The sequence below is a fragment of the Roseateles puraquae genome, assembly GCF_002205845.1.
Lineage (GTDB): Bacteria > Pseudomonadota > Gammaproteobacteria > Burkholderiales > Burkholderiaceae_C > Pelomonas > Pelomonas puraquae.
Window position 1 is genome coordinate 419,838 of the sequence record NZ_NISI01000005.1, and the last position, 26,298, is coordinate 446,135.

The 26,298-nt window shown below is 69.4% G+C and carries 25 protein-coding genes and 1 tRNA gene; 8 read left to right on the plus strand and 18 right to left on the minus strand.

Translation table 11 applies throughout. The features are described from left to right. The 8 genes from CDO81_RS14360 to gspG are packed head-to-tail and all read right to left on the minus strand — an operon-like array spanning nt 1 to nt 7,851. Nucleotides 1-489, minus strand: coding sequence for a type II secretion system protein (locus CDO81_RS14360; RefSeq protein ID WP_277596149.1), 489 nt, complete (start codon nt 487-489; stop codon nt 1-3). Further along, nucleotides 470-2,620, minus strand: a complete 2,151-nt coding sequence (locus CDO81_RS14365) for a secretin N-terminal domain-containing protein (protein ID WP_088483905.1) — start codon at nt 2,618-2,620, stop codon at nt 470-472. The genes CDO81_RS14360 and CDO81_RS14365 overlap by 20 nt, the downstream gene beginning before the upstream one ends. Then, a complete protein-coding gene (locus tag CDO81_RS14370; protein WP_088483906.1) occupies nt 2,617-3,150 on the minus strand; it encodes a hypothetical protein in 534 nt (177 codons plus the stop codon). The genes CDO81_RS14365 and CDO81_RS14370 overlap by 4 nt, the downstream gene beginning before the upstream one ends. Next, a complete protein-coding gene (locus tag CDO81_RS14375) occupies nt 3,147-3,668 on the minus strand; it encodes a hypothetical protein (RefSeq protein ID WP_088483907.1) in 522 nt (173 codons plus the stop codon). The genes CDO81_RS14370 and CDO81_RS14375 overlap by 4 nt, the downstream gene beginning before the upstream one ends. Next, a complete protein-coding gene (locus CDO81_RS14380) occupies nt 3,665-4,717 on the minus strand; it encodes a PilN domain-containing protein (RefSeq protein ID WP_144397254.1) in 1,053 nt (350 codons plus the stop codon). Before CDO81_RS14380 ends, CDO81_RS14375 begins: the two co-directional genes overlap by 4 nt. Next, nucleotides 4,698-6,236 (minus strand): GspE/PulE family protein, encoded by a 1,539-nt coding sequence (locus tag CDO81_RS14385; RefSeq protein ID WP_088483909.1) that lies wholly within the window; start codon nt 6,234-6,236, stop codon nt 4,698-4,700. The genes CDO81_RS14380 and CDO81_RS14385 overlap by 20 nt, the downstream gene beginning before the upstream one ends. Further along, nucleotides 6,233-7,417, minus strand: coding sequence for a type II secretion system F family protein (locus CDO81_RS14390; RefSeq protein WP_088483910.1), 1,185 nt, complete (start codon nt 7,415-7,417; stop codon nt 6,233-6,235). Before CDO81_RS14390 ends, CDO81_RS14385 begins: the two co-directional genes overlap by 4 nt. An 8-nt stretch (nt 7,418-7,425) precedes the next feature. After that, entirely contained in the window at nt 7,426-7,851 is a 426-nt protein-coding gene (gspG, locus tag CDO81_RS14395) for a type II secretion system major pseudopilin GspG (protein WP_088483911.1), read from the minus strand. Between the two features lie 202 nt (nt 7,852-8,053). Here gspG and CDO81_RS14400 point away from each other — a divergent pair, with 202 nt between their 5' ends. Continuing rightward, nucleotides 8,054-9,853 (plus strand): S8 family serine peptidase, encoded by a 1,800-nt coding sequence (locus CDO81_RS14400; RefSeq protein ID WP_158218289.1) that lies wholly within the window; start codon nt 8,054-8,056, stop codon nt 9,851-9,853. A 148-nt stretch (nt 9,854-10,001) separates the two neighbouring features. Here the strand turns inward: CDO81_RS14400 and CDO81_RS14405 are convergent. From CDO81_RS14405 to prfB, 4 genes are all read right to left on the minus strand, one after another. Continuing rightward, nucleotides 10,002-10,077 (minus strand) — tRNA-Thr (locus CDO81_RS14405). A gap of 53 nt (nt 10,078-10,130) precedes the next feature. Next, nucleotides 10,131-11,147, minus strand: coding sequence for a class 1 fructose-bisphosphatase (locus CDO81_RS14410; RefSeq protein WP_088483913.1), 1,017 nt, complete (start codon nt 11,145-11,147; stop codon nt 10,131-10,133). Nucleotides 11,148-11,150: 3 nt separating this feature from the next. Further along, nucleotides 11,151-13,814 (minus strand): aminopeptidase N, encoded by a 2,664-nt coding sequence (gene pepN / locus CDO81_RS14415; protein WP_088483914.1) that lies wholly within the window; start codon nt 13,812-13,814, stop codon nt 11,151-11,153. A 69-nt stretch (nt 13,815-13,883) separates the two neighbouring features. Next, nucleotides 13,884-14,988, minus strand: a protein-coding gene (gene prfB, locus CDO81_RS14420; RefSeq protein WP_144397255.1) for a peptide chain release factor 2 whose coding sequence is annotated in 2 segments (ribosomal slippage) — nt 13,884-14,906 and nt 14,908-14,988 — 1,104 coding nt in all. Because the reading frame shifts where the segments join, the coding sequence is not laid out codon by codon here. A 122-nt stretch (nt 14,989-15,110) separates the two neighbouring features. Between prfB and CDO81_RS14425 the strand changes: the two genes are divergently transcribed. Both CDO81_RS14425 and CDO81_RS14430 read left to right on the plus strand, forming a co-directional pair. After that, the gene (locus tag CDO81_RS14425) at nt 15,111-17,285 is read left to right on the plus strand and encodes a S9 family peptidase (protein WP_088483915.1); all 2,175 of its coding nucleotides are present in this window, start codon (nt 15,111-15,113) and stop codon (nt 17,283-17,285) included. Further along, nucleotides 17,278-17,520 (plus strand): DUF4212 domain-containing protein, encoded by a 243-nt coding sequence (locus tag CDO81_RS14430; protein ID WP_088483916.1) that lies wholly within the window; start codon nt 17,278-17,280, stop codon nt 17,518-17,520. Before CDO81_RS14425 ends, CDO81_RS14430 begins: the two co-directional genes overlap by 8 nt. 4 nt (nt 17,521-17,524) lie before the next feature. On the opposite strand, the gene CDO81_RS14435 is transcribed toward CDO81_RS14430, so the two are convergent. Further along, the gene (locus tag CDO81_RS14435) at nt 17,525-18,364 is read right to left on the minus strand and encodes a substrate-binding periplasmic protein (RefSeq protein ID WP_088483917.1); all 840 of its coding nucleotides are present in this window, start codon (nt 18,362-18,364) and stop codon (nt 17,525-17,527) included. Between the two features lie 25 nt (nt 18,365-18,389). Next, complete coding sequence (locus CDO81_RS14440; RefSeq protein ID WP_088483918.1) at nt 18,390-19,286, minus strand: alpha/beta fold hydrolase; 897 nt, start codon at nt 19,284-19,286, stop codon at nt 18,390-18,392. 42 nt (nt 19,287-19,328) lie between these two features. On the opposite strand from CDO81_RS14440, the gene CDO81_RS14445 reads away from it, so the two are divergent. From CDO81_RS14445 to CDO81_RS14465, 5 genes are all read left to right on the plus strand, one after another. Next, a complete protein-coding gene (locus tag CDO81_RS14445) occupies nt 19,329-19,856 on the plus strand; it encodes a GNAT family N-acetyltransferase (protein WP_088483919.1) in 528 nt (175 codons plus the stop codon). 93 nt (nt 19,857-19,949) lie between these two features. Continuing rightward, the gene (locus tag CDO81_RS14450; protein ID WP_088483920.1) at nt 19,950-21,641 is read left to right on the plus strand and encodes an acetate--CoA ligase; all 1,692 of its coding nucleotides are present in this window, start codon (nt 19,950-19,952) and stop codon (nt 21,639-21,641) included. Nucleotides 21,642-21,645: 4 nt separating this feature from the next. After that, complete coding sequence (locus CDO81_RS14455) at nt 21,646-22,191, plus strand: DUF1697 domain-containing protein (protein ID WP_088483921.1); 546 nt, start codon at nt 21,646-21,648, stop codon at nt 22,189-22,191. Between the two features lie 755 nt (nt 22,192-22,946). Next, on the plus strand, nt 22,947-23,396 hold the full coding sequence (locus tag CDO81_RS27640) for a hypothetical protein (RefSeq protein ID WP_144397256.1): 450 nt from the start codon (nt 22,947-22,949) through the stop codon (nt 23,394-23,396). An 81-nt stretch (nt 23,397-23,477) separates the two neighbouring features. Continuing rightward, on the plus strand, nt 23,478-23,753 hold the full coding sequence (locus CDO81_RS14465; RefSeq protein WP_206602106.1) for a hypothetical protein: 276 nt from the start codon (nt 23,478-23,480) through the stop codon (nt 23,751-23,753). A gap of 292 nt (nt 23,754-24,045) precedes the next feature. Here the strand turns inward: CDO81_RS14465 and CDO81_RS14470 are convergent, their stop codons facing one another. From CDO81_RS14470 to CDO81_RS14485, 4 genes are read right to left on the minus strand one after another with little or no spacing between them, the layout of a single operon-like run. After that, entirely contained in the window at nt 24,046-24,705 is a 660-nt protein-coding gene (locus tag CDO81_RS14470) for a hypothetical protein (protein ID WP_088483924.1), read from the minus strand. Further along, nucleotides 24,702-25,454: a hypothetical protein gene (locus CDO81_RS14475; RefSeq protein WP_144397257.1), complete on the minus strand. Its 753-nt coding sequence runs from the start codon at nt 25,452-25,454 to the stop codon at nt 24,702-24,704. The genes CDO81_RS14470 and CDO81_RS14475 overlap by 4 nt, the downstream gene beginning before the upstream one ends. A gap of 29 nt (nt 25,455-25,483) precedes the next feature. Then, the gene (locus CDO81_RS14480; RefSeq protein WP_144397258.1) at nt 25,484-26,053 is read right to left on the minus strand and encodes a hypothetical protein; all 570 of its coding nucleotides are present in this window, start codon (nt 26,051-26,053) and stop codon (nt 25,484-25,486) included. Next, the gene (locus CDO81_RS14485) at nt 26,043-26,288 is read right to left on the minus strand and encodes a helix-turn-helix domain-containing protein (RefSeq protein WP_088483927.1); all 246 of its coding nucleotides are present in this window, start codon (nt 26,286-26,288) and stop codon (nt 26,043-26,045) included. Before CDO81_RS14485 ends, CDO81_RS14480 begins: the two co-directional genes overlap by 11 nt. Nucleotides 26,289-26,298: the final 10 nt, after the last annotated feature.

Genomic DNA, 26,298 nt, shown 5'->3' on the forward strand with positions numbered 1-26,298 from the left:
TCACCAGTCGCGGTAGCGTGAGCCGTCGATGGCGCGCGCCTCCGAGCGCGAGTAGACGTCGAACACGTCCTTGCCCGGGCGCGGGTCCTGCGGCGGGCTGTCGTAGCTGCGCAGACCCCAGGTGAGCTCGGGCGGCAGTTGCGGGTCGGCAAGCGGATCTCGCGGCAGGCGGCGCAGGAAGTACACCCGCTTGCCGGTGTCGGGCTGGCCCGCCAGCGGCACACCATCCACCAGCTGCCGCAGCTCGCGTGGGTAGCCGTTGTCGCCCGCCTGCACCGCGATGCGGCCTTGCTTGACCGCCTGGTGATAGTCATCCAGTGCGGTGCGCAGGGTGCGAAGGGCCAGCCGCAGCTCGTACTCCTTCTCGCGCTTGTGGGTCCACAGCAGCAGCGGTTGCGCTGCAGACGCCAGCACGCCAACGATCACCACGACCGTCAGCATCTCGACCAACGTGAAGCCGCGCAGGCGGCTATTTCTCGATGAGCACACGGGCCTGGCCTTCGATGCGCAGCGGCATGCTGCTGCCCTGTTCGTCGCGACCCACGGCGCTGGCGAGGATGATCTCTGCCGTCCGTCCGCCGGCCGCCGGCAGGGCGCGCAGGGCGAACACCTGCTGCCCGCCCCGCGGTCCCAGCTTGAAGCTCAGCCGGCCTGCGCTGCTCGTGCCGGCCTGGGCCGCTGCGAAGAGTGACGGGTCGTAGGTCAGTTCGCCCTCGGCGGCATAGGGCGTCGGGTTGATGATCGTGACCGAGACGATGTCGCCCACGACGACCTCACCGGTGGCTGACAGCCGCAGCGCGTCGTTGAGGGACGCCGCCGGCCGGGGCGCCGAGCTGCCTGGCGTCGCCAAGCCACCCCCCGCCATCGGCACCGCTACCTGCGCCGCGGGCCGCAGCCGGGCACCTTCCGCGCCGGGGTTGGCGTCCACACCCGAGGCGAGGATGCTGCGGCTGGCGTCTGGCAGGCTCAGATTGCGCAGCACGTGCGGTGTGATCAGCAGCACGATCTCGGTCTTGCTGCGGTTGTCGGTGTGCACGCCGAACAGACGGCCGAGCAAGGGCGCTTCAGACAGATAGGGCACGCCGCTGATGCCCTTGCCGTCTTCCGCCTTGATGAGGCCGGCCAGCACCTGCGTCTCGCCATCCCGCAGGCGCAGGGAGGTGCTGGCGTTGCGCGATCCGATGCGGTAGGCCGTGGCCGGCTGCGGGCCACCGGAGCTTTCCTTGGTGCCAAGCGTCGAGACCTCGAGGTTGACCTTCATGACCACCTCGTTGTCCAGCTGCACGGTGGGTTCGACCTCCAGCTTGATGCCCACGTCCAGGTAGGTCACGGCGGTGGACACGCCCACGTTGGCCGTGGAGGTGCTGGTGAAGACCGGCACCTTGTCGCCGATCTGTACCCGGGCCTTCTCCCGGTTTCGCGCCCGCAGCTTGGGGCTGGCCAGCGTGTTGGAGGCGCCGGCGCTGCCCTTGAGCCGGGCGGTGACGATGGGGTTGGTGACCAGCGTAGTGAAGCTGCCGCGGCTGCTCCACGGCACCAGCGCGGGCGCGCCAGGCTGGGCGTATTGCGCGTCGCTGGCGGGCTGCAGGCCGAGTTCGGCGGTGCGGTCGGTGCTGACCTCCAGCACCTCCACATCCAGCATCACCTCGGGCTCGGGCAGGTCCAGGCCGGCGATCAGCTGCTCCACCATCGCGATGACCTCCGGGGTATCGCGCGCCACCAGCAGGTTGAGTCGTTCATCGATGAACACGTCGCGGGTCTTGGCCATCATGCGCACCAGCGCTTGGGCCTGCTTCACATCGGCGTTGTTGAGGTAGAAGCTGCGCGTGACCAGCTCCTGGTGCTCGCGCTGCTTGGCTGCCGTGGCCGGGTAGATGAGCACCGAGCGGTCGTTCAGCAACTTGCGCTCCAGCTGCTGCGTCGCCAGGATGACCCGCATCGCTTCATCAAGGGTCACGTCCTTCAGGTACAGGGTGACCTTGGCGTCGCCACGCACCTCCTTGTCGAACACGAAGTTCACGCCGGCACCGCGGCCCATGGCCTCGAACACCGTGCGCAGTGGCGCATCCCGGAACTCCAGGCTCACCGGCTTCTGGTAGGCCGCTGCCAGCGCCGAGGGCACCGGTGGCGGGCTGTAGCGCTGGCGCAGCTGCTGCTGCAGCGCAAGGGCCTGCGGCTGGCCAGGGTCCTCCGCCAGCACCTGTTGCATCCCGGCACGCGCGGCATCGAGCTGGCCGGCCTGGAGCTGCGCCTGGGCCTCGCGCAGCTTGCTCTCGTGCGCCCGCGCGCGGCTCAGGGCCAGCGCCAGGCCGCGGGTGCGAGGCGCGTCGGCATCGACGGCCTGCATGCGCTGCAGCAGCGGTGCCAAAGCGTCAATCTGGCCCAGCGCACGGGCGGTCTCTGCCTGGCTGGCCAGTGTCAGCAGCGTGCGTTCGCGTTGCCGGGCGAGTTCGCTGCGCAGGGCCAGGTCCCCCGGGGCCTGGCGCGTGGCCTCGTCGAGCAGGCGCAGCGCCGCCTCGTGGTCACCGCGGCGCGCCAGTGCGTCGGCGTCGCGCAGGGCAGGGTGGACGCATCCGGCCAGCAGCAGGGCGGTGCAGATCAGCGGCAGGGCGAGTTTCATGAGGGCGAGAAGGCAATGAACTGCGAAGGGCCGTCAGGCAGGGGCTGCACCCGCAAGCCGGCGGGTTCGATGGCCTCGATGCGCCACTGGCCATCGACGACTTCGCCGACACCGAGCACCAGGCTGCGCTGTGGCCCGTGGAGTACCACGCGCGCACGGGTGTCGGTCATGCGGCCGACCAGTTGGTAGGGGAAGGCCGGTGGCGGCGGCGCCTCCGCCTCGGCGCTCGTGCTGGCGCCGGTCTCGGTGGTGACCACGGTGGGTGCGGCCGACGGCTTGTCACCCCAGGCCGCGCGGGCCTGTGGCGGCAGCGCTGGCCAGGCGCGCCGCGCGGCAGACAGCGGTGCAGGCCAGTCCGTGGCGGCTGCCGTGGGCCGTCCGGCCGCTGCGCTTCGCCGCGGTGCGGGGAGGACAGGCGCCTCGTCCTCGCGGCTGGCCACCCAGGCGGTGGCGGCCAGGCTCAGACCCAGGGCGCCGAACAGGATCAGCTGCCGACGCGAGGGGCGTAACGCCAAGTCAGCGATCTTCATCGCGCGGCCTGCATGTGAAGCACCCAGGTCAGGTCAGCCTTGAGCTCGCCGCTGGCGTCGCGGCGCAGGCGCACCGCCTCCAGGGCCAGCGCCGGGTCGCGCTGCAAGGCTTCGGCCACATAGGCTCTCAGCGCAGCGTAGCGTCCGCTCAGACTCATGGCCACGCGGTACTGGGCCAGGCCCGACTCGGCATCGGCCTGGTAGCGGAACTCACTGCGCGGCCAGGGGAGACCCTGCTCAGTCGCCAAGGCGAGCAGTGCAGCGGTGCGCGCCTGGCGTTCACCATCGGCCGGCAGGCTGCGAATGAAGCTGCCGGCGTCCACCTGGGCGGGGCTGGCCGACTGCTGCACCGCGAGCCGCTGTGCCCCCAGAGACTGGCGGCGCGCATCCAGGCGGGCCTGTCCTAGCGGCAGCCACAGCGCGCCCGCCACAGCAGCCAACGTCAGCACGGTGGCGAGGGCGGCCGGCCAGCCCAGCCGTCTTGCTGCGGGCAGCCAACGTCGGAGCGCCTTGTTCACCGCAGCCCTCCTGCCTTGCGCCAGATCAGCTCGAAGCGAAGCAGGTCAGCGCCCGCGGCCGCTTCGGGGCGTTGCAGGCGGGTAAGCACGACTTCCTCGCCGGCGGCCGCGCGCAGCGCCAGCCGGTCGACCAGCTGGGTGACGGCGTCGGCCGCCTGTGTCTGACCTTCGAGGCGCAGGCTGCTGCCATCCATGTCCAGGGCCGCGAGTTGCACGTCGGGCGGCCAGGCCTGTTCCAGTTCGGTCCAGCGGCCGGCCCAGTCGAGGTCGAGCTGGCGCGCGGCAGCCCAGACCTTGGCACGCTGCGCGGCGGGCGCGGTGGCGCCAGGGCGCGGGGCGGCCATGCGGGCCAGCACGCCGGCCTGGTCGGCGAGGCGCTGCGCTTCCTGGCGTTGGTCCAGCGCCTGTACGGCGACCAGGGCGCAAGCCGCGCTCGCGGCGGCGGCCCAGGCCCAGGCGAGGGCGCGGCCACGGGCGGGCGGCGCGATGAAGTCCGGCCCCGGTTGCCCGCCGCCAGTGGGCAGCAGCGCAGCCGCGTCGAGCACCTCCGCGCCGCCAGCCGTGTCCTCGTCGTCTGCGTGGCGCTGTTGCAGATCCGCCAGGCGGCCGTTCTCGTGAAGCAGCCAGGTGATCAGGTCACCGTCGCGCACCGCCACGTGGCCATCGCGCACCGGCGCGAGGGTCCAGCTCGGCCGCAGGCCGGCGAGCTTGACCCGGTGGCGGGCGGCCGCGGCTTGCAGCCCGGGCAGGTCACCGTGCACGAGGGCGCACACCCCCGCGGGCCAGGCCGCCAAGGGCCAGGCCTGCGCCGCTGGGCCGAAGTAGTGCGTGAACTGCAGGCGCCCGTAGCCCAGCCTGGCCTCATCGTCGTCCAGCGGCAGGTCGTCCGGCACCCGCAAGGTGTGCATCTGTCGCGGGCCGGCATACAGCACGGCGCGCGCACCCGCGTGCGCGGTGCACCAGGCTGCAAAGTCAGGCCAGGCCCGGCCCGCGGCATCGATGAGGCCGTCGGCCGTGAGCAGGAGGCGCTCAGTCCGCAAGCGTGACACGTTCGAGTTCCTCCAGCGTCGATTCGCCGCGCAGCACCAGCCCGAGGGCGGCGTCGCGCAGCGAGCGCATGCCGCGGGCGCGCGCAGCCTCCTTGATGCGCGACAGTGGTGCGCGCCCCGCGATGAGGTCGCGCAGCTCGTCGTCCAGCCACAGCAGCTCGCTCACGGCGCGGCGGCCGCGGTAGCCGGTGCCGCGGCACTGTGGGCACCCCTGGCCGTGCAGCAGGCCGACGTCCTCGGGCAGGCCGAGCGCGCGCAGCTGGGCTGGCGTGGCAGGCATGGCGACCAGGCAGTGCGGGCAGTTGATGCGCATCAGCCGCTGCGCCAGCACGCCGTTCAGCGCCGACACCACGTTGTACAGGTCCAGCCCCATGTGCATGAAGCGCCCGACCACGTCGAGCGCATGGTTGGCGTGCACCGTGCTGAAGACGAGGTGACCGGTCAGCGCCGCCTGCACCGCGATCTGCGCAGTCTCGGCGTCGCGGATTTCGCCCACCATCACGCGGTCGGGGTCATGCCGCAGCACGGAGCGCAGCCCGCGTGCGAAGGTCAGGCCTTTCTTCTCGTTGACCGGGATCTGCACCACGCCCGGGAGCTGGTACTCCACCGGGTCTTCGATGGTGATGATCTTGTCGCGGCCTGTGTTCACCTCGCTGATGGCGGCGTAAAGCGTGGTGGTCTTGCCCGAGCCGGTCGGGCCGGTGACGAGCAGCATGCCGTGCGGCTGGCGGGCCAGGGCGCGGATCTGCGCCCGTGCCTCGGTGTCGAAGCCCAGGGCATCGAGCGTCAGCGCGCCCTGCGACTCCACCTGCGCGCGGTCCAGCACGCGCACCACGGCATCCTCGCCGAATACGCTCGGCATGATGGACAGGCGAAAATCCACCTCGCGCCCTTGCACCCGCAGCTTGAAGCGCCCGTCCTGCGGGAGCCGTCGCTCGCCGATGTCGAGCTCGGCCATGACTTTCAGGCGCGAGACCAGCTGTTCGGCCGCCTGCATGCCCTCGATGCTGCGCACGTCCAGCATCACGCCGTCCACGCGGCTGCGGATCCGCATGCCGCGTGGCTGGCATTCGAAGTGAATGTCGCTCGCGCCGTCCTGCAACGCGTCATACAGCGTGGCGTCGAGGAGGCGCACCACCGGGCTGGCCTGCTGGGCCAGATGCAGGGCCGACAGCTCCTGCGCCGCCTCGGCATCGGGCCTGTCGCCGAAGGTTTCGGCCAGGCTGCCCAGCGCCCGGTAGTCGGCCTCGCCGGCTTCCAGCAGCCCATCCAGCTCGGCCGGCTCACAGGGCCACCACAGCACCGGCTTGTGCAGTTGGGATTCCACACGCAGCCGCAACAGTGGCTCCAGCGGCCGGTCGGCCAGCAAGGCCAGGCGGCCGCGCGCCGACTGTGCCATGACGGCCCGCCAGCGCTGGGCCTCGGCCTGCGGCCAGGGTTCGAAGGTGAGCGCCCATGGGGCATCGGAGGCCGGCAGGCGGGCCAGCACGTCGGGTGCGGGTTGCAGCCGTGCGTTCATTGCACCTGATCCACCAGCTGGAAGATGGGCAGGTACATCAGCACGACCACCGTGCCGATGACCAACCCCATCACCAGCATCAGCGCCGGGTTGACGAGCCGCGTGACCAGGTCGGACAGCCGCGACAGCTCTTCGTCGTAGAAGCCCGCGGCCTGGGCCAGCATCGCACCCAGCTCGCCGCTGTGCTCGCCGACGATCAGCATGCGCAGCGACACCGGCGTGGTGAGGCCCTCGCGCTGCAGGCTGCTGGACAGCCGCTCGCCCACACGCACGGCCTCGGTGGCGCGGTCCAGGGCTGCGCGCAGATGCGGCGCGGCGACACCGCGTGCGTTCGATAGCGCCGGCACCACGGGAACGCCGGCCAGCAGCAGCATCGCCAGGCAACGGTAGAGCTGGGCCAGCGACAGCAGGTGCAGGCGAGGGCCGATCAGCGGCAGGCGCCAGAGCTGGGCCAGCAGCGCCTCGCGCAGGCCCTGCGTCCATGCCCACACTGGCACGGCGACAAGGGCTGCGGTGATCAGCAGCAGGGCGGTGGGGTGTGCACCGCTGAAGGCGCCCACAGCGATCAGGGCACGCGAGGCCAAGGGCAGCTCGCCGCCCACGCCTTCCAGCAGCCCGGCGAAGCGCGGCACCACGAAGACCAGCAGGAACAGCACCACGGCTGTGCCCGCCACGATGAGCATGGCCGGGTAGATGGCGGCAGCGACGAGCTTGCCACGCAGCTGCTCGACCCAGGCCAGGTAGCTCGCCTGCTCGAAAAGGGCCTGCTCGATCTGACCGCTGCGCTCGCTGGCCTCCACCACTGCGACGAAGAGCGCGTCGAAGGCCTGGGGCTGCGATCGCAGCGCTGCCGAGAATGATTCGCCGAGTTGGACGCGCTCGATGATGCCGCCGAGCGCCGCGTTGACCGGCGGCGGGTTGTCCTGCGCGCGCAGGGTCTGCAGGGCTTCCAGCAGCGGGATGCCGGCCCGCAGCAGCACGGCCAACTGCTGCGCGAACTGGCGCCGCGGGAAGCGGCCACCGCGTGCGGCCAGAGGTGCGGTCTTGACAGGTTCGATGGCCAGCAGCGACGCCGCGGGCAGCCCGAGCGCCCGTGCGACGCTGCCTGCGTCCGCGGCCTGCACGCGGGCACGCGCCGGGCGGCGTGTGGCGTCGAGGTAGCGGACGTCGAACTCCGGCATGGTCGGCCTCACCAACTGGTGATGTCGGCGTCTTCGCCGTCGCCGCCTGGGCGGCCATCCTTGCCCCAGCTCAGCAGGTCGTACTCGCCATGCTCGCCGGGCGAGCGGTATTGGTAATCGTGGCCCCAGGGGTCCTTGGGCAGGGTCTTGCTGAGGTAGGGGCCGGCCCATTTGGGTTCATCAGCCGGGCGCGTCATCAAGGCCTGCAGGCCCTGCTCGGTGCTAGGGTAGCGGCCGGTGTCCAGACGGTACTGGTCGAGTGCCTTGGTGAATGCATCAATCTGGGCGCGCGCGGCCTTGACCTCGCTTTTGCCGATCTGCCCGAAGAACTTGGGCCCCACATAGCCGGCCAGCAGGCCGATGATGACCATGACGACAAGCAGCTCCAGCAGGGTGAAGCCGCGTGGGCGGAGAGGAAGTGCGCAGGTTGTCATGGTCCGAACGGGTCAGGGCGGCGCAGATTAGGAAGGCGCAATGACCGCGGCGTGAATGAAGACCATAAGACGTCATCCATGCGCCGATCGGCTCATGTCATGCCTCGTTCACCCGGCGTCCCTATGGTCCCGGCCCGTGAAGACCCCACCCATCCCCCGACCGCCCCGGCCCGTTTCCAGCGCGCCCCGTCTCAACCGGCTGATGGCCGCTGCTGCTGTGGCTTCACTGGCGGCCACGGCCGTGGGCGTGAGCTGGCACGCGAGGCCCGTGCTCGCTGCCACGGCCGGCCATGGCAGCACGCTGATCGTCAAGCTTGCCGAAGCTGGACACAGCAGCACGCAGCAGCAAGCCGTGTTGGGCCGCGTGCTGGCCGAGACCGGCCTCGCGTTGAAGGCCAGCCGGCCGCTGGGTGCCGGCTGGTGGCGCCTGCAGGCTGATCGATTGCTGGACGCCGACGCCAGGGCTGCCTGGCTGGCTGCGCTGCGGGCCGACCCGCGCGTCGCGCACGCCATGCCCGACCTGCACGAACAGCGGGCCGCAGTCCCTAACGACCCGTTGTTCCGCAGCAGTGACCCCACCGCCAGCCAGTGGTGGCTGGACGACCAGAACGACACCAGCAACGCCGGTGCGGCCGGCTTCACCAAAGCCTGGGACACCACCACCGGCTCAGCGGCGACCGTTGTCGCAGTGCTTGATTCCGGCATCACGGCCCACGGTGACCTCAATGCCAACCTTCTGCCCGGCTACAACTTCGTCAGCAAGCCCGAGTACGCCAACAACGGCGGCACTGGCCGCAGTGCCGGGGCCACCGATCCGGGCGACGCCCTGAGTCAGGCCGAGCACGATGGCAACCTGGCGCTGTGGGATGGTTGCCTCGTGAATGCGACCAGCAGCTGGCATGGCACGCTGGTCGCCGGCCAGTTGGGTGCAGTCACCAACAACGCCGGCGGCGTGGCCGGCATGAACTGGAATGCGCGCATCCTGCCGGTGCGGGTGTCGGGCAAATGCGGTGCTTCGGTGGCCGACATGGTTGACGGCATGCGCTGGTCGGCCGGCCTACCTGTGGCGGGCGTGCCCACCAACGCCAACCCGGCCAAGATCCTTGTCATCGGGTTTGCGGGGGTCACGTCCTGCAGTACGACCGACAGCAACCCCGATGTGGCGGCGGCTGCGAAGCTCTACCAGGACGCGATTGCTGAACTCCGCGCCAAGGGCGTGCTGATCGTGGCGGCAGCCGGGAATCTGCGCGGCAGCGTGGGCCGCCCGGCCAACTGCAGTGGCGTATTTGGCGTGACGGCGGCCAACCGCCAGGGCTTCAAGGCGTTCTACGCCAACTTCGGCCCCGAGGTGCAGCTCGCCGCGCCAGGCGGCGATGCCGACTATGGCCGCACCTGCGACACCGAACTGGCCGACAGCGGCGTGGTCTCCACCATCAACACCGGTCGCACGGCGCCCTCCACCGCTGGCTATGGGGCGGTCAGCGGCACGAGCTTCGCGGCGCCCCAGGTGGCGGGTGCCGCTGCACTGATGTGGGCCGCGAACCCGGGACTCACGCTCGCGCAGGTCGAGGCCGGCCTCAAGGCCAGCGCACGGCCGCACGTGACGGCCTACGCGCTGGGCTACTGCGCGTCGACCAACAACAGCCGCTGCACACTGCAGGCCGCCACCGGCGGTGCAGGCCTGCTGGACGCCGCCGAGGCGGTGAAGTACGCACTGAACCCGACGGGCTACACGGCGCCGGTTCGTGCCTCGCTGGGCTTGCAAAGCACCAACCTGAACCGTTGCGGCCAGGCGCAGGGCAGCACTCCCATTCCCCTGACTCCGCCTCCGCCTCCTCCGCCTACTCCGCCTCCTCCGCCTCCCCCCGCGCCTCCGCCGCCTGCACCTGCGCCGAGCACAGGCGCCGGAGGCGGTACGGCATCACCGTTGTGGCTGCTGGGCCTGCTGGCCAGTGCCGCTGCGCTGCGCAAGCGCAACCCGCAGAACGAGCGTGGCGAGTGAGGTACTGCGCGCGCTGAGTGGTCTTCGCCGGCACACGCAGCGCGTATGCGCGGAAGGTGACGCAAACGCCGCGAGGCCTGTCACCGGCCGCGGCCAGCCCAGAAACGACAAAGCCCATCCGATTGGATGGGCTTTGTTTTTGGGATTCTGGTGCCGGCAAGAGGAGTCGAACCCCCGACCTTCGCATTACGAATGCGCTGCTCTACCAACTGAGCTATGCCGGCCTTCTCAACAAGCTGCGGTCACCCGCAACTGCCGAAGCCCGCCATTATAGCCACTATTTTTGAGCGGCTTCCAAGTGGTAGGCCGTGAAGCGTTCCACCTCGTTCTTGGAACCCAGCACCACGGCGACGCGTTCGTGCAGCTTGGTGGGGTTGAGGGCCATGATGCGTTCGGTGCCGTTGGTGGCGGCGCCGCCGGCCTGTTCGACGATGAAGGCCATCGGGTTGGCCTCGTACATCAGGCGCAGCTTGCCGGGCTTTTCGGGTTCGCGCTGGTCCCAGGGGTACATGAAGACGCCGCCGCGCGTGAGGATGCGGTGCACGTCGGCCACCATGCTGGCCACCCAGCGCATGTTGAAGTCCTTGCCCCGCGGGCCGGTGCTGCCGGCCAGGCATTCGTCGATGTAGCGCTTCACGGGCGGTGCCCAGTGGCGCATGTTGGACATGTTGATCGCGAATTCCTTCGTGTCCTCGGGAATCTTGACCTGGTCCTGCGTCAGCACCCAGGAGCCGGTCTCGCGGTCGAGGGTGAAGACCGCGACGCCATCGCCCACGGTCAGCACCAGCATGCTCTGCGGGCCGTAGACGCAGTAGCCGGCGGCGGCCTGCTGCTTGCCGGGCTGCAGGAAGTCGTCTTCGCTGACGCCGCGCGAATGGCCCACCTTGCGCAGCACGCTGAAGATGGTGCCGATGCTAACGTTGACGTCGATGTTGGACGAGCCGTCCAGCGGGTCGAACAGCAGCAGGTATTCACCCTGCGGGTAGCGGTTGGGCACCACGTAGATGCCGTCCATCTCCTCGCTGGCCATCGCGGCGAGGTGGCCGCCCCATTCGTTGGCCTCGATCAGCACCTCGTTGGCGATGATGTCGAGCTTCTTCTGCACTTCGCCCTGCACGTTTTCGCTGCCGGCGGTGCCGAGCACGTCACCCAGGGCGCCTTTGTTGACGGCGATGGCGATGCGCTTGCAGGCGCGCGCGACCACCTCGATCAGCAGGCGCAGCTCCTGCGGGATGTGGCCGTGCTCACGCTGCTGCTCGACGAGGTACTGGGTCAGGCTGGTCTGGCGGGACATGGTTCAGCTCCCCGAGGCGAGCGCGCGTTCGACGATCTCGCGCACGTCCGGCGAGAGGTCGGGCTTGGCGGCCACACGGGCCACGGCTTCGCGGGCGGCGCTGCGGTAGGGCTCGGCCAGCACGGCCCAGCGGTCCATCGCGCGGGCGACGCGGCTCGCGAGCTGCGGGTTGATGGCGTCGATCGCCAACACCTGCTCGGCCCAGAACACATAGCCGGCCGCATCGGCGCGGTGGAAGGCGGCCGGGTTGAACATGCACAGCGACGCCAGCAGGCTGCGGGCGCGGTTGGGGTTCTTGAGGGTGAAGTCGGCGTGCTTTGTCAGCGCCTTGGCGCGGGCGAACACACGGCCTTCCGCTTCCGGCGCGCGGGCCTGCAGCGCAAACCACTTGTCCACCACCAGGGCGTCGTCCTTGAACAGCGCATGGAAGCGCTCCAGCGCCGGTGCGGCCAGTTCGGCATGCGCATTGACCAGGGCCGACAACGCGCCCATGCGGTCCGTCATGTTGGACGCGTCCTTGAAGCGCTGGTAGGCCTTGCCCGGCCAGACGGTGTCGCCGGTGGCCTGGGCGTCCAGCACGAGCATGGACAGCGCCAGGTTGGCCAGGGCGCGCTTGCCGGCGGACACCGGGTCGGGCGTGTAGCCGCCCTGGACCTGATGTGCCTCGAAGGCGGCGGCCCAATCGTCGCGCAGGGCGCTGGCGAGCTGGGTCTGGGCAGCCATCACGGCGGCGTGGATGGCCTGCGGGTCGACCACGTCCAGCTGCTCGGCGATGTAGCTCTCGCCCGGCAGCGTGAGCGCCAGTTCCTTGAAGGCAGGGTCGAGCTCGGGGTGGTTCAGCACGCCGCGCATCGCTTCGATGAAGGCATTGCTCAGCACCAGCGGCTGGCCGGCGCGCAGGGCCGCGAGGATGCGGTTGAGCGCGAGCCGCTGGCCAGCTTCCCAGCGGTTGAAGGGGTCTGTGTCATGGCGCATCAGCACCAGCAGGGCGGCGTCGGACAGGCCGTCGTCCAGCACCACCGGGGCGGAGAAGCCGCGCAGCAGCGAGGGTACGGGCTCGCTGTCGATGTTCTCGAACGTGAACGTCTGCTCGGCCTGGTCCAGCACCAGCACGGTCTCGGTGTCGCCTGCGGCATTCAGCGCCAGTGCGTTGCCGTGGCGGTCCAGCAGGCCCATGACGACCGGGATGACCTGGGGCTGCTTGTCAGCCTGGCCGGGCGTGGCCGGCGTGGTCTGCGTGAAGCGCAGGGTGTAGGTGCGGGCCGCGGCATCGTGCTCGCCATGGGCGGTCACCCGCGGCGTGCCGGCCTGGGCGTACCAGCGCTTGAAGGCGTCCAGGCGCGTGGCCAGCGGCGAGCCGGGGTTGGCGTCGGCGATCGCCTGCGCAAAGTCGTCGCAGGTGACGGCCTGGCCGTCATGGCGCTCGAAGTAGAGCTTCATGCCGGCCTCGAAGCCCTTGCGGCCGACCAGCGTCTGGTACATGCGCACCACCTCCGAGCCCTTCTCGTAGACGGTGGCGGTGTAGAAGTTGTTGATCTCGCTGTAGCTGTCCGGGCGCACCGGGTGCGCCATGGCGCCGCTGTCCTCGGGGAACTGCAGCGCGCGCAGCTGGCGCACGTCCTGGATGCGGCAGACCGCCCGGGCCGATGGGCTGCCCGCCATGTCCATGCTGAACTCCTGGTCGCGGAAGACCGTGAGGCCTTCTTTCAGCGACAGCTGGAACCAGTCGCGGCAGGTGACCCGGTTGCCGGTCCAGTTGTGGAAGTACTCGTGCGCGACGATGGACTCGATGCGGGCGAAGTCCACGTCCGTTGCGGTAGCAGGCGAGGCGAGCAGGGCGCTGGTGTTGAAGATGTTCAGGCCCTTGTTCTCCATCGCGCCCATGTTGAAGTCGGACACGCCGACCACCATGAAGCGCTCCAGGTCCAACGGCAGGCCGAAGCGGGCCTCGTCCCAGACGATGGAGGCGATGAGGCTGTTCATCGCGTGCTCGGTCTTCTCCAGGTCGCCGCGGCGCACATACACCTGCAGCAGGTGATCCTTGCCGGCGCGGGTGCGGATGCGCTGCTCGCGCGCGACCAGGTCACCCGCCACCACGGCGAACAGGTAGCTGGGCTTGGGGAAGGGGTCGTGCCAGACGGCGAAGTGGCGGCCGTTGTCGAGCTTGCCGCTGTCCACCAGGTTGCCGTTGGACAGCAGGATCGGGTACTTGGCCTCGTCGGCGCGCAGTGTGACCGTGTAGACGGCCATCACGTCCGGCCGGTCCAGGAAGTAGGTGATGCGGCGGAAGCCCTCGGCCTCGCACTGCGTGAAGAAGCTGCCGCCCGAGGTGTACAGGCCCGACAGCGCCGTGTTCTTCTCGGGGCAGCAGGTGTTGCGGATCTCGAGCGCGAAGTCGGCATCGGGCGCGTTGTCGATGATCAGCTCATGGCCTTCCTGGCGGAAGGACACGCTGCTGCCGTCGATCAGCACGCGCAGCACATTGAGTTCTTCGCCATGCAGGCGCAGCGGGCCGTGCGGCACCGTGGCGTTGCGCTCGATCTGCATCTTGCTCGTGACCAGGGTCTTGGCCGGGTCAAGGTCGAAGCTCAGGTCGACCTTGCGGATCCAGAACGCCGGTTGCTGGTAGTCCAGGCGTTGGATCAGGGGAGCGGTGCCTTCACGCATGAGGGGCTTCCTTGAGGTGAGGAGGGGTTCAGGGCGAAAAAACGGCCGCCGCAGCGGCCGGTTGGGGCATCAGATGCCTTGTTTGAGCGACTCGGTGATGAATTGGTCCAGGTCGCCGTCGAGCACCTTCTGCGTAGCCGAGGTCTCGTAGTTGGTGCGCAGGTCCTTGATGCGGCTCTGGTCCAGCACGTAGGAGCGGATCTGGTGACCCCAGCCGACGTCGGTCTTGGTGTCTTCCAGCTTCTGCTGCTCTTCCATGCGCTTCTTCATCTCATGGTCGTACAGGCGCGAGCGCAGGCGGCGCCAGGCGACGTCGCGGTTGCTGTGCTGGCTGCGGCCGTCCTGGCATTGCACGACGATGCCGGTCGGGATGTGCGTCAGGCGCACCGCCGAGTCGGTCTTGTTGATGTGCTGGCCGCCGGCGCCGCTGGCGCGGAAGGTGTCGGTGCGCACGTCGGCCGGGTTGATGTCGATCTCGATGGAGTCGTCGACTTCCGGGTAGACGAACAGCGACGCGAACGAGGTGTGCCGGCCGCCGGACGAGTCGAACGGGCTCTTGCGCACCAGGCGGTGCACGCCGGTCTCGGTGCGCAGCAGGCCGAAGGCGTACTCGCCCTCCACCTTGATCGTGGCGCTCTTGATGCCGGCCACGTCGCCGGGGGTTTCATCTTCCAGCGTGGCCTTGAAGCCCTTGCGCTCGCAGTACTTCAGGTACTGGCGCAGCAGCATGCCGGCCCAGTCGCAGGCCTCGGTGCCACCGGCGCCGGCCTGGATGTCGATGAAGCAGTTGCTCGGGTCGGCCGGGTTGTTGAACATGCGGCGGAACTCGAGTTCCTCGACCGTCTTGCGCAGCTTCTCGACGTCTTCCTCGATGGCGAGCATGCCGGCTTCGTCACCTTCCTCGCGGCTCATCTCGAACAACTCGGTGTTGTCGGCCAGGGAGGAGGTCAGGTGCGTGATCGTGTCGACCACGGCTTCGAGCGTGCGCTTTTCCTTGCCCAGTTCCTGGGCGCGCTTGGGGTCGTTCCAGACGTTGGGGTTCTCGAGCGACGCGTTGACTTCGTTCAGGCGCAGGGCTTTGCGGTCGAAGTCAAAGATACCCCCTTAGCGCGTCGGTGCGCGCTGAGAGGTCGGCCAGGCTGTTGCCGATTTGGTTGATGTGTTCGGTGTCCATGACGGTTTCCGGCGGAACTTGCAAAGGGGCGGATTTTTGCATGCCCCCGCCAACTGCAGGCACACTCGCCCCCGCCGGAGTGCGGGCTGCCGTGTGGGCGGCGTCCGGTGGGAGACGATTGCATGCATCTGCTGTCCTGCTGGCGGGCCGTGGCCCGCTCGGTGGCCCTGGCGGCCCCGCTCTTGGCCGTGTGGCCCGCGCAGGCCGACGCGCCCCAGCCGCCCGTGGCGGCGAAGAAGCCCAAGGACGTCAGCGTCCATGGCGACCGGCGCGTCGATGACTACTTCTGGCTGCGCGAGAAGGACGACCCCGAGGTGCAGGCCCACCTGAAGGCCGAGGCCGCCTACGCCGAAGCCTGGTACCAGCCCTATGCCGCCGCGACGGACAAGCTCTTCGAGGAGATGAAGGGCCGCATCCAGCAGCGCGACAGCGCGGCGCCGCAGCGCCGCGGCGCCTGGTGGTACAGCTCGCGCATCGACGTGGGGCAGCAGTACCCGGTCTTCTTCCGCACCCCCGCTGCCGGCCCCGACCGCCAGCTCGACCCCAAGGCGCCGGAGCAGATCCTTGTGGACATGAACGAACTCGCCAAGACGCGCAAGTTCGTCAACCTCAACGGCCTGGCCGTCAGCCCGGACGACCGACTGCTGGCCTACGGCGTGGACGCCACCGGCGCGCGCGACTTCGAGCTGCACCTGCGCGACATCGCCACGGGCGAGGACCGGGTGCTGACCACCACGCCGCATGCCGATGCCTACGTCTGGGCCGCCGACAGCCGCACGCTGTTCTACATCCGCCACAACGAGGCGCGACGCTCGCACCAACTCTGGCGCCACCAGATCGGCGCCGCGGGGCCCGACGTGCTGGTGCACGAGGAGCCGGATGAGCTGTTCAACCTGATGCTGACCAAGTCGCTCGACGGCCGCACGCTGATGCTGGGTTCCATGGCCAAGGACACCCAGGACTGGCGGGTGCTGCCCGCGGACCAGCCCGAGGGCCGCTGGCGCGAGGTGCTGCCGCGCCGGGCCGGTGTCGAATACGGCATCACGCCGGTCGGTCGCGAGCTGCTGCTGCGCATCAACGATCGCGGCGTCAACTTCCGGCTGCTGCGCCTGCCGATGAAGCCGGGCACCGGCCCGGTCGTGACCGCAGCGGCGCTGAAGGCCGCCAAGGAACTGATCCCGCACCGCGCCAACGCGATGATCGAACAGGTGGCCGCGTTCAAGACGCATGCCGTGGCCCAGGTGCGTGAGGGTGGCTCGGTCAAGCTGCGCCTGTTCCCGCTTGCGGGGGGCAAGCCGCGCGACATCGTCTTCCAGGAGCTGGCCTACAGCGCCGTGCTCGGCGAGCAGCGCGAGTTCGATGCGCCGAGGGTGCGCTTCGCCTACAACTCGCTCACCACGCCGCCCAGCACCTACGAGGCGGAGCTCGCCACCGGCAAGCTGGCGCTGCTGAAGGTGCAGCCGGTGCAAGGCGGGTACGACGCCAGCCTGTATGCCAGCGAGCGCCTGTGGGTGAGCGCTGCCGACGGCACGCGCGTGCCCATCAGCCTGGTCTACCGCAAGGACAAGCGCAAGCCAGGCCCGCAGCCTTTGCTCCTCTACGGCTACGGCAGCTATGGCATCCCGATGGACCCCCGCTTTGCCAGCAGCCGGTTGTCGCTGCTGGACCGCGGCGTCATCTTCGCCATCGCCCACATCCGTGGCGGCGGCGACCTGGGCCGCCAGTGGTACCTGGACGGCAAGCTCGGCAAGAAGATGAACACCTTCACCGACTTCGTCGCCTGCGCCCAGGGCCTGGTGGACCGCGGCTACACCCAGCCCAGCCAGCTCATCATCAACGGCGGCAGCGCCGGCGGCCTGCTGATGGGCGCCGTCACTAACCTGCGGCCCGACCTGTTCAAGGCCGTGGTGGCGCAGGTGCCCTTCGTGGACGTCATCAACACCATGCTCGACGCCACTCTGCCGCTCACCACCGAGGAGTACATCGAGTGGGGCAACCCCAACACCCCGGCCGAGTACGCCTGGATGCGCGCCTACAGCCCCTACGACAACCTCAGGCCGGGCGCCTACCCGGCGGTGCTGGCCAAGACGGCCATCAACGACAGCCAGGTGCCGTACTGGGAGGCCGCCAAGTACGTGGCCAAGCTGCGCACCGTCAACACCAGCCGCAACCCGGTGCTGTTCGACATCAACATGACCGCCGGCCACGGCGGCGCCTCCGGCCGCTTCGACGCGCTGCGCGAGACGGCGCGCACCTACGCCTTCATGCTCCAGCAGTGGGGCTTGCTGAATGAGTGAGGCCTACTGGCGCCGCACCCGGCGCATCACGGTCGGGCTGCTGCTGGCCTGGGCTGTGGTGGCGTTCGGGCCGGTGTTCTTTGCCCGCGAGCTGACGGTGGAGGTGTTTGGCTGGCCGCTGGGCTTCTGGCTGGCGTCGCAGGGCGCGCTGCTGGGGTTCTGCGCCATCGTCATCCTGTACGCACGCTGGATGAACCGGCTGGAAGCCGAGGCGCCGCCCGAGCAGGAGGGCTGAGGCGTCAGCGTTTGTCCAGGGCCTGGTACATGCGCCGGGTCTCGGCCTCGCCCATGTGCCGCACATAGGTCTGGCGCACCCAGCCGCTGCTGACCATGACGGCCAGCGGACGCTCCAGCTGCACGATCATGGGCGCGGTGACCCGCTGGCGGTTCACGTACAGGCCGAGCTGCTGCGGCGTCGCCTCGGGGACGTCCACCAGCGCCGCGTCAGCCGGCACCAGGCCGTCCCGGCGCAGCTTCACATGCATGGCATTGGGCACGATGGCCGCCTGGATGCGCCGGGCGCTGAGCTTGGCGCTCAGGCCGGCGTAATCGGTCGAATACTCCGCCCGACGAATGACCAACAGCTGCTCGATCTGCGCATCGACCCGGCTGTTGGTGCGAATGCCCCGCACCACGCCCACGGTCATCTCAGGCCGGCGCACCACGTCCGCCAGGCTGCCAATGCCGGCGGCGTACTCCGGCAGCACCAGCAGGTCGTGCTTGGTGTAGCCATAGGGCAGGAAGGCACCGACCCGGTCGCGCTCGGGGGTGCGCATGACCGAGGTGATGACGTCCACCTCGCCGCGGTCGAAGGCCAGCAGCGCCCGGGCGCGCGGCATCATCACGAGGTTGAGTGCACAGCCGCTGCGGGCCTGCAACTCGCGGATGAGGTCGGGGATGATGCCGCGCAGTTCGCCCTGCTCCTGGTAGGCGCCCAGCCCCAGGTCAGACACCGCCACCACCAGCGGCCGGCCGCAGCGGGCTTGCGCCAGCGCGCCGCCACACAGGAGGCTGAAGGCCAGGCCCAGCCACCACCGGCGTGAGCGTCGCTGTCGAGGGAGATCGGATGACGTAGGCATCGCGGCCGATTCTGGCCGACGCGGCTTACGCCAAAAAAACGTGCAGGCGCTCGGCCAAGGCCTCGGGTTGGTCGTGGTGCAGCATGTGGCCGGCGTCCTGGAGCACGCTGCGCTCCAGCTTGGGCACCACCGCCAGGCGGGCCTCGAACTCCTCGCGCGGGAAGCGGGTGCCCCAGAAGCGCGTGAGCTGGTCGTCGCTGCCTTCCACCCAGAGCGTGGGCGCGCTGATGCGCTGCCAGCAGGCCAGTGCCTCGGCCTTGCGGTAGAGCACCGGGTTGGGCAGCTTGTGCGCGGGGTCGGCATTGAGCCGGTAACCCTCGGGCGTCTCGCGGGCCCAGTGCCCGGCCAGCCAGGCGGCCTTGTCGGCGGGCAGGCGGGGGTTGGTCTTGCGCAGTCGCTCGGCGACGTCAGCCTGGGTGGCGTAGGGCCGCAGGCTCGGCGGCTCCTTCAGCTCATCCAGCCATTTGGCCAACCGCTCGGGCGCTGCCGCAGGCGCCACATCAGGCATGCCGAAGCCTTCGAGATTCACGAGGCGACGTATGCGGTCTGGGCGAACCCCCGCGTAGGTCATGACCACGTTGCCACCCATGCTGTGCCCCAGCAGGTCCACGGGCGCCCCGGGGCTGACGAGGTCGAGCAGGGCGTCGAGGTCGCCGAGGTAGTCGGGGAACCAGTAGCAGTCCGCGCCCGAGGCCTCGCTCAGGCCAAAGCCGCGCCAGTCCATGGCGATCACCTCGCGCTCCGTGGCCAGTGCATCGACCACGAACTGGAACGACGCGCCCACGTCCATCCAGCCGTGCAGCATCACCAGCGGGGGCTGGCCAGGCAAGGGCTGACCCCAGCGCAGCAGGTGGTGGCGCAGGCCACGCAGGGTCACGAACTCGTCTCGATGAAGGCGGCGCGGGGTGTAGACATCGGGCATATCCGCACTTTAGGCGACGACAGGCCGCGGAGAATGTCACCTATGCCACCCCGCCACGACATCCGCCCCGCCGAGCCGCGTGACCTGCACGCCATCGTTCAACTCATCAGCGAGCTGGCCGAGTTCGAGCAGCTCACCCATCTGCTCGAAGTCACGCCGGCCAAGCTGGAGCCCCATCTTTTCGGCGACAACCCAGTCGCCGAATGCCTGGTGGGCGAGGTTCAGGGCGAAGTCGTGGCCTTTGCGCTGTACTTCACCAACTTCTCCACCTTCCTCGCCAAGCCCGGCCTGTACCTCGAAGACCTTTACGTGCGCCCCGCTCACCGCCGCAGCGGCCTGGGCAAGGCGCTGCTGATCGAGCTCGCGCAACTGGCCTGCGAACGTGGCTACGGCCGCTTCGACTGGACGGTGCTGGACTGGAACGAAGACGCCATCCGCTTCTACGAGAAGCTCGGCGCCGAGGTCATGCCCGAGTGGCGCATCTGCCGCCTCACCGGCGAAGCGCTGGAGCGCTATGCCGACGGCGACCGCCCGAGCCTGTGGTCGCCCTCGGCCTGGCTGGGGCTTTGATCGACCGGGCCCGGCTGCCCCGGGCAATCCATGAGGCCGTCGGTCGGGCGGCTGGCTAGCATCCGCCTCCTTGACCCGGGAGCGCGGTGACGCATGGTGGAAGACCGTTACGAGCAACTGCACGCCGCCTTTCGCTGGCAGGTGCCGCCGGACTTCAACATCGCCGAAGCCTGCTGCGGCCGCTGGGCGCGCGAGACGCCCAACGCCACGGCCATCTATTTCGACAGCGAGAGCGGCTGCCGCGCCCAGTACAGCTACGCGCAACTGCAGCGTGCCGCCAACCGCTTGTCCAACGCGCTGCTGAACCAGGGCGTGCGCCGCGGCCACCGCGTGGCCATCGTCCTGCCGCAGCGGTTCGAGACGGCGGTGGCCCATATCGCGTTGCAGCAGATCGGGGCGGTGGCCATGCCGCTGTCCATGCTGTTCGGCGCCGAGGCCTTGGCCTACCGGCTGCAGGACAGCGGCGCGGTGCTGGCGATTGCGGCCTGCGAGGCGCTGCCCGCGTTGCGCGAGGTCAAGGCGCAATGCCCGGCGCTGCGGCGTGTGCTGGTCGTCGGTGACTGCCCCGCCGAGGGGGACGAGCTGCACTGGATGGAAGCCCTGCAGGCCGAGGAAGCCCGCTTCAAGCCCGTGGCCACCCGCGCGGACGACCCGGCCATCCTCATCTACACCAGCGGCACCACCGGCAACCCCAAAGGCGCGCTGATCCCGCACCGGGCCCTGATTGGCAACCTGACCGGCTTCATCGCCAGCCAGAACTGGTTCGGCTTCGATCCCTTCGATGCGAGTCGGCCGAGTGATGCCGTCTTCTGGAGCCCGGCCGACTGGGCCTGGACCGGGGGCCTGATGGATGCGCTGCTGCCCACGCTCTACTTCGGCCGGCCCATCGTGGCCTGGCAGGGGCGCTTCTCGGCTGCCAAAGCCTTCGAGCTGATGGCCACCTATGGCGTGACGCACAGCTTCCTCTTCCCCACGGCGCTCAAGGCCATGATGAAGGCCGAGCCGCGTCCCCGGCGCCATGGCTTGAAGCTGCGCGCGCTGATGAGCGCCGGCGAGGCGGTGGGCGACGCCGTGTTTGCCTGGTGCCGAGATGCCCTGGGCGTGCCCGTGAACGAGATGTTCGGCCAGACCGAGATGAACTATGTGGTGGGCAATTGCCAGGCCCTGTGGCCCGCGCGGCCGGGCAGCATGGGCCGCGCCTACCCTGGTCACCGCGTCGCCGTCATCGACGACGAGGGACGCGAATGCCCACCGGGCAGCGTGGGCGAGGTGGCCGTGCATGCGCGTGACCGGCATGGCGCCCCCGACCCGGTGTTCTTCCTCGGCTACTGGAACAACGACGCCGCCACCCGCGCCAAGTTCACCGGCGACCCGGCCGACAGCTGGTGTCGCACCGGCGACCTGGCGCGCATGGACGCCGACGGCACGCTCTGGTACGAAGGCCGTGCCGATGACGTCTTCAAGAGCGCCGGCTACCGCATCGGGCCGGGCGAGATCGAGAACTGCCTGCTCAAGCACCCGGCCGTCGCCAACGCCGCCGTCGTGCCCAAGCCCGACCCCGAGCGCGGCGCGCTGGTCAAGGCCTATGTGGTGCTGGCCGACGGACACGCCGGCGACACCGCGCTGGTGGAGGCCCTGCAGGCGCACGTGAAAGCGCGCCTGGCGCCCTACGAGTACCCCAAGGAGATCGAGTTCATCGACGCGCTGCCCATGACCACCACCGGCAAGGTGCAACGGCGGGTGCTGCGCCTGCGCGAAGCGGAGCGGGCGGCGCGCGCCGCCTGACGCCATGCCCCGCTTCGTCGCCCTGCTGCGTGGCGTCAATGTGGGCAAGGGCAATCGCGTGCCGATGGCCGAGTTCAAGCAGGTGCTGGAGGACCTCGGCGCGACCGAGGTCAAGACCCTGCTCAACAGCGGCAACGCGGTGTTCAGCAGCCCGGCACGCTCGGGCCCGCGGCTGGCGGCGGCGATTGCCGAGGCGCTGGCCAGCCGCCTGGGCGTGGTGACGCCGGTCGTCGTGAAGTCGGCCGCCGAGTTCGCCCGCATCGTCGACGGTGTGCCGTGCGACCCCCCTGACGGCGATCATTCGCGCTTCCTGGTCGCGTTCGGCCCTGACGAGGCCGCCCTGCAGGCCCTGCAGCCGCTTGTGCCGCTGGCTACCGCTGGCGAGCGCCTGATGATCACGCCGCAGGCGGCCTACTTGCACTGCCCGGGCGGCCTGCTCGAAAGTGCGGTGGGCGAGGCGATGCTGGGCAAGGCCGGGCGCGGTGTCACGACGCGCAACTGGGCGACGGTGCGCAAGATTGCGGCGCTGTTGCCGCGGGCTGGGGGCTGACATCAGCGTGTTGATTGACTGACCCAAGAAGCCTCCGAGCCGGTGCGGTCGTGCCGGATCGGGAAACAGGGCTGGCATCATGTGCGCACCCTGGCGGTCACCGTACCCTCACCGAAGGTTTGCAAACGCGTGCCGCGGCTGAATTCGGTGCTGTGTAGAGACACAGTCAAGCGAGGGATTTTGATGAGCTATCAATGTCTTACCAGTGCCCGGGCGCGCCGATCCAGGGCGCACGGGGCCTGCGTAGGCGGCGTCGGCTGTCTTCCGAGAACAGGTTGGACGTCATGAAGTCATTCGGAGCAGCTTTCCCGGCTATAGCTGCAGCATCGGCAGCCCCAGCTGCGGCTTTCGCGTTGTATTGCGCAGTCAGCACAGGCGCCAGGGATCTGGGCTTCTTCTTCATGTGCGCGTTCGTAGTGTCAGCTGCGCATGTGTTGATCCTCGGGGTGCCAGCAAGCCTCCTGCTATACAAGGCTGGTCGCCTCAGTTTCATCCCACTCGTTCTGGTCGGCGCGGCTATTGGTGCAGCTCCCGTTGGAGCGATGGTTGTCTGGTCAGGTTCCAGTTCGGGGCTCGTATCCGATCTCCTTGGCATTGGCGCCGCGGGAGTGTTTGGTGTCATCGGTGCGGCCAGCTTCTACTTGGCTCTTCCGAACCAATGAGGCCCAACCCTTCCATCGAGAGGACGCTTTCCGGCCTAGTGCCGCTTAGCGCCTCCCATGTCAAACGTTAGGCCGCACACATCGCGGCACGTCATGTCGTTCCCACCGGACCCAAGCTCGCCGTGGTTTCTGGCGTTTTTTGCCGCGATGTGGTTTGGAGCCTGTGGTCTGCTCGCCGTGCTCTCGGGCTGGGCGAGCTTTGCCAGTGAGTGGCGTGCATTGGCAGAGCCGAAAGGTGATCGGTTTCGTATGAGGTCAGGGTCGATTGGAATGCGGTTCTTTCCTGTGGGCTACGGCAACTGCCTCACGGTCACCGTGTCTGAACAAGGGCTTGGGCTGTCTTTGCTGTTTTTGTTCAGGTTCATGTGCCCACCGCTCTTCATTCCCTGGTCGCAGATCGCCAGTGTCAAGGAGGGGCGGTTCCTCTTCGTTCAGCACGTTGTCGTACAGCCGGCAAACCACTGGTCTCGCATCAAGCTGTACGGCGCAGTAGCTGAGAGGGTTCTGGCCGTGAGCAAGGGGCGCATCCGGGGTGCGACCTAGTCCATCCATCGAGCCGACGATGCAAGCGCGTTGCGCGCTTGCGTCGTCGGCTCGCGTCGAACGTTGAACCGCATGCGAAATATGACTGACCCGATGCTTATCAACTGCGGCTCGCACGGCAAGCGCGTTTCGGCTGTTGTTTGCAAGCACCTGCAGGACTCGGCTGGCGCGCTGGCAGGGTTCATCGAAAACAGCAGTGACCCGCACGACCTACAAGCTTGGTTTCATTGGTGCGAAGAGAAGTTTGAGCAAGAAGGGGGTATGACAGATGCATTCAGAGCATTCAACGGCGTGGCCATCGTGTGCATCGTCTGCTATCGCGAGGCGAAGGCTCGCCACACCGCACCGGCGAACTGATCGCCAACGCTCGCCTATCCGGTTCAACCCATCGCTGCAGCGGATGGCTCCACCGTGCGCTGAGCCTCGGCGTTGAACGACAGCTCTCGGGCACCGAGATCGAGGAAGCCAGGGACTGAAACCGCTGCGAAGCATCCACTGATCAAGTTCCCCCGCCTCACGGCCAGAGGCGGTGAGCAACTGACGGTTCAAGACATTGACATCGCGCGGACTCATCGGGCCATAGAGACAGGCAAGGCTCCGCATCCGCTCCCGCCGTCCCGGACCAGCGCAGCACCGCAGCGCGCGTGCTTCACTTGCACTTGTACGGCTTGCCCACCATCGGTGCCGTGCGCGGGGCGACGCTGCCGTTGAAGGGGTCGGAGTCGGCGATGCGCGAGCGGTGCACTTCCACGCAGGTGTCGCCGCGGCGCAGCACGGTGCGGCGGTCGCCGAGGGCGCCGACGGCCTGTGAGGCGTAGTCGCTGGTGCGCTCTTCCACCCAAGCACCTGCCCCGCCGGTCGCGTCGCCGATGCGATCTTCCAGCGTGGGGCGGGCGGTGTTGCTGCGTGGGTCGCTCAGCGCCGGGTTGCGGGCGGCGGCGGATGAAGCGGCGTAGCCGGGCGGCAAGGTGAGGCGCAGCGTGGTGCGGGGCGGCTCCGCGGGTGCGGGCGGCGGGGCGAGCGCCGGTTCGGGCAGCGGCGCGGGCGCGGGGGCTGCGGAGAAGGGCGGCGGCATCACGGGGGCCAGGGGCGGCGGCACCCGCTGCGGCGGCGCGGGGGGCGTCAGGGCCTTGGCGCGCGGCGCGGCCTGGTGCTGCGGCGGAGGCAGCAGCCGCAAGGTCACGACGCGGCGTTCGCCCGCCGTTGGCAGGGCCGGCGGGCGGTGCTGCCACAGCCAGGCCCCCACGGCCAGGTGCAGCCCCACGACGGCGACGCGCGCCGGCCAGCGGCTGCCCTGGTGGAAGGTCATTGCCCTTGCAGCTTGACGCTCAGCTCGGCATCGGCGGGCGCCAGCAGGCGGGCCGCATCAGGCCAGCGCTCCTGCCCGGTGATGAGGGCGCAGGCGCGGCCGGTGCTGCCTTTCTTGGCCTTGGGGTCGCGTTCGCCCACGGGCAGGGGCAGGCCGAGCAGCTGGCCGTTCTCGCGCCACTCCAGCTCGAAGGCCGGGGTGGCGGCGCACACCCGCACGCCCTCGATGCGCGGGAAGAGCCAGCGCAGGTACCAGGGCAGCAGTTCGTCGCGCAGCTTGAAGCCCACGCGCACGATCTGGCGCACCTTGGCCATGTCCAGTTCGTTGGGCTTGGTGTTGAGTTCCAGCGAGCCGGCGATGGACACCTTCTGCTCCGCCAGCGCATTGGTGGCGAGATCCGCCGTCTTGGCCTCGGCCTCGGGCAGCATCGGCAGCTGGAAGCCGCCCTTGGGGTCGAGCTTGATCGGGTGATCCGCCTCGTCGCTGCGCACCACCATGCGCAACTGCTCCAGGGGCATCGTGGTGCGAGTGGTGTCGATCTTGAAGTCCATGCGGAACAAGCCCTCGCCGTAGCGGTCGAGCTTGGTGAGGAACTCGTTGATCTGCTTGTAGGGCAGGGCGTCCTTGTTGCGCTTGAGTTCGGTGGTGACCGGGGCGAGCTTGGTGGGCTCCGGCGTCTGCGCGTGGGCGGCGCCGGCCAGGGTCAGCGCGACGAGCGCGGCAGCGTGGAAGAGGGCTTTCGAGTGCATGGCGTTCGAGGCGTTGTGAAGGAGGTGCATCACTTCTGGCAGCGGCCGCTGGCTTCGGCGATGAGGAACATGGGCAGGCTCAGCAGGCGGGCCCCAGCGCCGGGGAACTCACCCTTCAGGCAATTGCCGTGGGCGGTGCGCGCCACCTCGCGGCCGAAGCGCTGCTGGGCGGTTTCGCGGGCTGGCGCGTCGCTGGCGGAGGCGGCGCGCTCCGACAGCAGGGGCGCGCGTGCCGCCAGTCGGATGGCCTTGCGGGTCGCGTCGGTCTGCAGCAGTGGCAGGGGTGCAGGTCCGGGCGTGGCGGGTTCGGCAGAGGGCAGGGGTGAGCTGGGCAATTCGCCCGCAGGCGCCTCCGGTGCGCTGACCTCGACAGGCGGGCGCGGCGCGGATGTCGCTGGAGCTCGGGCGCGTGCGGGCAGGGTCACGGCCTGCGTCTTCGGTGCGAGCGTGCCGGGGCGCGGTGCTGGCAGCAATTGCACGACGACGGAGCGGCCGGGTGGGCCCGCTGCCGCAGGCGGCCTGGGCAGGTAGGCCAGCAACAACAGCGCATGCAGCAACCCGATGGGCAGCCACAGCGCGTGCCGTCGCTCAAGTCGCATCGTCGTCCCCACCGGGTTCGCCGCTCTCCGGCCCGGGCACCCAGGTCAGCAGGTCGCCGGGCTGGCATTGCAGGGCCTCGCAGATGCGCGACAGGGTGTCGAATCGCACGCCGCGCACCTTGCCGCTCTTGAGCAGCGACAGGTTGGCCTCGGTGATGCCCACGCGCTCAGCCAGCTCGCGCGAGCGCATCTTGCGGCGGGCGAGCATGACGTCGAGGGTGACGATGATGGGCATGTCAGTGACG

Bases quoted from the DNA above. Each gene is read 5' to 3' on its own strand.
- CDO81_RS14475 (WP_144397257.1), bottom strand. From the start codon at position 25,454: ATGCACTCGAAAGCCCTCTTCCACGCTGCCGCGCTCGTCGCGCTGACC.
- CDO81_RS14450 (WP_088483920.1), top strand. From the start codon at position 19,950: ATGGTGGAAGACCGTTACGAGCAACTGCACGCCGCCTTTCGCTGGCAG.
- CDO81_RS27640 (WP_144397256.1), top strand. From the start codon at position 22,947: ATGTCGTTCCCACCGGACCCAAGCTCGCCGTGGTTTCTGGCGTTTTTT.
- CDO81_RS14365 (WP_088483905.1), bottom strand. From the start codon at position 2,620: ATGAAACTCGCCCTGCCGCTGATCTGCACCGCCCTGCTGCTGGCCGGA.
- CDO81_RS14425 (WP_088483915.1), top strand. From the start codon at position 15,111: ATGCATCTGCTGTCCTGCTGGCGGGCCGTGGCCCGCTCGGTGGCCCTG.
- pepN (WP_088483914.1), bottom strand. From the start codon at position 13,814: ATGCGTGAAGGCACCGCTCCCCTGATCCAACGCCTGGACTACCAGCAA.
- CDO81_RS14455 (WP_088483921.1), top strand. From the start codon at position 21,646: ATGCCCCGCTTCGTCGCCCTGCTGCGTGGCGTCAATGTGGGCAAGGGC.
- CDO81_RS14470 (WP_088483924.1), bottom strand. From the start codon at position 24,705: ATGACCTTCCACCAGGGCAGCCGCTGGCCGGCGCGCGTCGCCGTCGTG.
- CDO81_RS14445 (WP_088483919.1), top strand. From the start codon at position 19,329: ATGCCACCCCGCCACGACATCCGCCCCGCCGAGCCGCGTGACCTGCAC.
- CDO81_RS14485 (WP_088483927.1), bottom strand. From the start codon at position 26,288: ATGCCCATCATCGTCACCCTCGACGTCATGCTCGCCCGCCGCAAGATG.
- CDO81_RS14430 (WP_088483916.1), top strand. From the start codon at position 17,278: ATGAGTGAGGCCTACTGGCGCCGCACCCGGCGCATCACGGTCGGGCTG.
- CDO81_RS14370 (WP_088483906.1), bottom strand. From the start codon at position 3,150: ATGAAGATCGCTGACTTGGCGTTACGCCCCTCGCGTCGGCAGCTGATC.
- CDO81_RS14410 (WP_088483913.1), bottom strand. From the start codon at position 11,147: ATGTCCCGCCAGACCAGCCTGACCCAGTACCTCGTCGAGCAGCAGCGT.
- CDO81_RS14385 (WP_088483909.1), bottom strand. From the start codon at position 6,236: ATGAACGCACGGCTGCAACCCGCACCCGACGTGCTGGCCCGCCTGCCG.
- CDO81_RS14435 (WP_088483917.1), bottom strand. From the start codon at position 18,364: ATGCCTACGTCATCCGATCTCCCTCGACAGCGACGCTCACGCCGGTGG.
- gspG (WP_088483911.1), bottom strand. From the start codon at position 7,851: ATGACAACCTGCGCACTTCCTCTCCGCCCACGCGGCTTCACCCTGCTG.
- CDO81_RS14465 (WP_206602106.1), top strand. From the start codon at position 23,478: ATGACTGACCCGATGCTTATCAACTGCGGCTCGCACGGCAAGCGCGTT.
- CDO81_RS14390 (WP_088483910.1), bottom strand. From the start codon at position 7,417: ATGCCGGAGTTCGACGTCCGCTACCTCGACGCCACACGCCGCCCGGCG.
- CDO81_RS14480 (WP_144397258.1), bottom strand. From the start codon at position 26,053: ATGCGACTTGAGCGACGGCACGCGCTGTGGCTGCCCATCGGGTTGCTG.
- CDO81_RS14440 (WP_088483918.1), bottom strand. From the start codon at position 19,286: ATGCCCGATGTCTACACCCCGCGCCGCCTTCATCGAGACGAGTTCGTG.
- CDO81_RS14400 (WP_158218289.1), top strand. From the start codon at position 8,054: ATGGCCGCTGCTGCTGTGGCTTCACTGGCGGCCACGGCCGTGGGCGTG.